General features: G+C 58.2%; 6 protein-coding genes. All 6 read right to left on the bottom strand.

The features are described 5' to 3' along the window. A partial coding sequence (locus QZ522_RS18760; protein WP_294615215.1) for a proton-conducting transporter membrane subunit occupies window positions 1-550 on the bottom strand: 550 nt, incomplete at its 3' end. 4 nt (window positions 551-554) lie between these two features. Next, window positions 555-860 carry an NADH-quinone oxidoreductase subunit NuoK gene (nuoK, locus tag QZ522_RS18755; RefSeq protein ID WP_073193970.1) on the bottom strand — a complete coding sequence of 102 codons (306 nt, stop codon included), beginning with the start codon at window positions 858-860 and terminating at the stop codon, window positions 555-557. Between the two features lie 93 nt (window positions 861-953). After that, window positions 954-1,562, bottom strand: a complete 609-nt coding sequence (locus QZ522_RS18750; RefSeq protein WP_294615210.1) for an NADH-quinone oxidoreductase subunit J — start codon at window positions 1,560-1,562, stop codon at window positions 954-956. Then, window positions 1,559-1,972, bottom strand: coding sequence for a carboxymuconolactone decarboxylase family protein (locus QZ522_RS18745; RefSeq protein WP_073193968.1), 414 nt, complete (start codon window positions 1,970-1,972; stop codon window positions 1,559-1,561). The genes QZ522_RS18750 and QZ522_RS18745 overlap by 4 nt, the downstream gene beginning before the upstream one ends. Then, complete coding sequence (nuoI, locus tag QZ522_RS18740; RefSeq protein ID WP_294615182.1) at window positions 1,969-2,463, bottom strand: NADH-quinone oxidoreductase subunit NuoI; 495 nt, start codon at window positions 2,461-2,463, stop codon at window positions 1,969-1,971. The genes QZ522_RS18745 and nuoI overlap by 4 nt, the downstream gene beginning before the upstream one ends. Window positions 2,464-2,465: 2 nt before the next feature. Next, a partial coding sequence (locus QZ522_RS18735) for a methyltransferase domain-containing protein (protein ID WP_294615179.1) occupies window positions 2,466-3,109 on the bottom strand: 644 nt, incomplete at its 5' end.

The raw sequence follows: 3,109 nt of genomic DNA, 5'->3' as shown, positions 1-3,109 counted from the left end.
CAAAGCCAAAATCCCCAACCCGGTTGACGATAAAGGCCTTCATCGCCGCCGCATTTGCGGTGGGCTTGCGGTAGTAGAAACCGATCAACAGATAAGAGGCAACGCCTACGCCTTCCCAGCCAAAGAACATCTGCAACAGGTTGTCCGAGGTCACCAGCATCAGCATCGCGAAGGTGAAGAACGACAGATAGGCGAAGAAGCGCGGGCGATAGCTCTCGCTTTCCTTGAAGTTCTCGTCATGCGCCATGTAGCCCATGGAATAAAGGTGCACGAGCGCCGATACAGTGGTGATCACGATCAGCATGATCGCCGTCAGCCGGTCCATGCGGATCGCCCAGGCGGTATCAAGCGTGCCCGATTGCACCCAGTCGAGAATATGAATGCTGTGGGTCTGGCCATCATGGCCCAGAAAGATGATCCAGCTCAGCAGAGCCGACAACATCAACAGCCCCGTGGTCAGCCATTGCGCGCCCTTGTCGCCAATGATCCGCCAGCCAAAGCCCGCAATGATCGCCCCGACAAGAGGCCCGAAGAGGAGAGTGGTTTCCATGGCTTCAGCCTTTCATCACGTTGACGTCTTCCACGGCGATGGTGCCGCGGTTACGGAAGAAACAAACCAGGATGGCGAGGCCGATGGCGGCCTCGGCGGCGGCCACGGTAAGCACGAAGAGCGTGAACACCTGCCCGACCAGATCGCCGAGGAAACTTGAGAAGGCCACGAAGTTGATATTGACCGACAGCAGGATCAACTCGATCGACATCAGAAGGATGATCACGTTCTTGCGGTTCAGAAACAGGCCGAAAATGCCTATCACGAATAACGCCGCCGCGACCGTTAGATAATGTTCAAGTCCGATCATGTCTGTCCCTCCGGGCCTTGCCCGTCCGTCTTTTATATGTCCCCGGTCCGGGGGCTGCGCCCCCAAACCGCTTGTCTCAATTGCGCCGTCGGCTCAGAGCCCCTGCCCCGGTTTTACGTTCTTCAACTCCATCGCCTTGGCCGGATCGCGCCACATCTGATGCATCACGTTCTGGCGTTTGACTTTCGGGCTGTGGCGCAGCGTCAGAATGATCGCGCCGATCATCGCCACCAAAAGGATCAACCCCGCAAGCTGGAACAGAATGAAGTATTTATCATAGAGCAGCAGGCCGAGCGCAGCCGTGTTTTCAACCCCGTCCGGGGCCACGGCACCGCGCGCGCCCATCGCGCCCTCGGCCGCATCCCAGGCGCCGAAGGCAAGCCCGAGTTGCATCATCAGGATCACGCCGATCAACAGCGCGAGCGGCATGTATTTCGCCATTTCCGCCTTGAGTTCGGCAAAGTCGACATCCAGCATCATCACCACGAAGAGGAACAGAACCGCGACCGCCCCCACATAGACGATGATCAGAAGCATCGCGACGAATTCCGCTCCCAGAAGCACGAACAATCCCGCCGCCGAAATGAACGACAGGATCAGCCAGAGGACCGAATGCACCGGGTTCCGGCTGATCACCGTGAACAGCCCCCCGATCAGCAACGAGACCGCAAACAGATAAAAGGCCATGGCCGCAATCGTCATTTGTCTTTTCCTTTTTCTTCGCTCTCGTCCATGACCTCGCGCGCGAAATCCATCGCGCGGGTCATCGACGGAATACCGGCAAACATCGACATCTGTGCGATGGTTTCGGCGATCTCTTCCTTGGTGGCACCCGCCTCAAGCGCATGGCGCACGGTCAGACGGATTTGCGTGTCGCTCTGCGCCCCCAGCATCGTCAACCCGGCCAGCGTCAGCAAAAGCCGGGTCTTGGCATCCAGCCCGTCCTTGCTTGCGCCCTTGCCGAAACTCATTTCCATGAATTCCTTGGGCATGGTCGGCCAAAGCTTTTCAAACCCCTTCGGCGAAAAGGATTCGAGCGCGGGATTCATGGCCTTGGCCATTTCCTGCGCCTGGTTCATCATCATTTCAAAGGGGTTTTTGGGATCGGTCATCTGTAGGGTGCATCCATTTCCAGGTTCCGGGCAATCTCGGCTTCCCAGCGGTCGCCATTCGCCAAGAGGCGGGCCTTGTCATAGAACAGTTCTTCGCGGGTCTCGGTTGCGAACTCGAAATTCGGCCCCTCGACGATGGCATCCACCGGGCAGGCCTCCTGACAGAATCCACAATAGATGCATTTCGTCATGTCGATGTCATAGCGCGTGGTGCGCCGGCTTCCGTCGTCGCGTGGCTCGGCGTCGATGGTGATCGCCTGCGCCGGGCAGATCGCCTCGCAGAGCTTGCAGGCAATACAGCGCTCTTCGCCATTGGCATAGCGGCGCAGCGCATGTTCCCCACGAAAGCGCGGGGAAAGCGGGCCTTTTTCATGCGGATAGTTCAGCGTTGCCTTGGGCGCGAAAAAGTACTTCAGCCCGAGCTTGAAGCCCACGATGAAATCCTTGAGCAGGAAATACCCCGCAGCGCGCCCGTAATCGATGTTCGCCATGCTCAGCTCCTAACGTCTTGCAGGTGGGTCTTGCCTGCGTTTGCGTGACCCTGCCACGTTGCTTCGTAATCGCTCTGAAGGGCAAAGTCCGGCAGACGCGACTGTTCGGTTTTCTCCACCTCGTAGTAGAGGTAGGTCCGCCCCGGTCCGATCTTGTTCCGGAGGCGAAGCCGGTGCCCGACTTCTGCCGGATCGGCAAAGGCGATTTGCTTGAACCCGGCCTCCGGATCGATCGGAATGGCGCGGCAGTCAATCACCTCGCAATTGCAGGCACGGCGCCAGAATGTCCAGACCAGTTCGGGGTTGAACTGATACATGCCATGGCCATACCAGCCGTTGAGGCCATTGGCCGACACGAACCGCCCGCCGGGCTTGAGCATACGGAACACGCCCTCAAGCGCCATCGGCACGTTGAACACATGCTCAAGGGTGCCGCCGTCAAAGATCAGATCGAACTTGTTTTCAAGCTTTTTGGTCGGCTTCCTGTTGAGATCGTGGATGACGTCCGCGCCTTCGTAATCAGAGAAATCCAAGGCTTCGATTTCGCCAAAACCGAGGCGGCGCATCAGGGTTTCGCAATAGCCGTCCTCTTGCAGATAGTCGAACCGCTTGCCCTCAATGCCATTGCGCTTGAGGGACTTTTCAT

It is taken from the genome of uncultured Roseovarius sp. (genome assembly GCF_913054395.1).
In the GTDB taxonomy this organism is placed as follows: Bacteria; Pseudomonadota; Alphaproteobacteria; order Rhodobacterales; family Rhodobacteraceae; genus Roseovarius.
The sequence above is the reverse complement of the archived record's forward strand: the minus strand, read 5'-3'. Positions and strand labels throughout refer to the sequence as shown.

What these genes read in the sequence shown, in the direction of transcription:
- nuoK (WP_073193970.1), bottom strand. Translation starts at nt 860, where the DNA reads ATGATCGGACTTGAACATTATCTAACGGTCGCGGCGGCGTTATTCGTG.
- QZ522_RS18750 (WP_294615210.1), bottom strand. Translation starts at nt 1,562, where the DNA reads ATGACGATTGCGGCCATGGCCTTTTATCTGTTTGCGGTCTCGTTGCTG.
- QZ522_RS18745 (WP_073193968.1), bottom strand. Translation starts at nt 1,972, where the DNA reads ATGACCGATCCCAAAAACCCCTTTGAAATGATGATGAACCAGGCGCAG.
- nuoI (WP_294615182.1), bottom strand. Translation starts at nt 2,463, where the DNA reads ATGGCGAACATCGATTACGGGCGCGCTGCGGGGTATTTCCTGCTCAAG.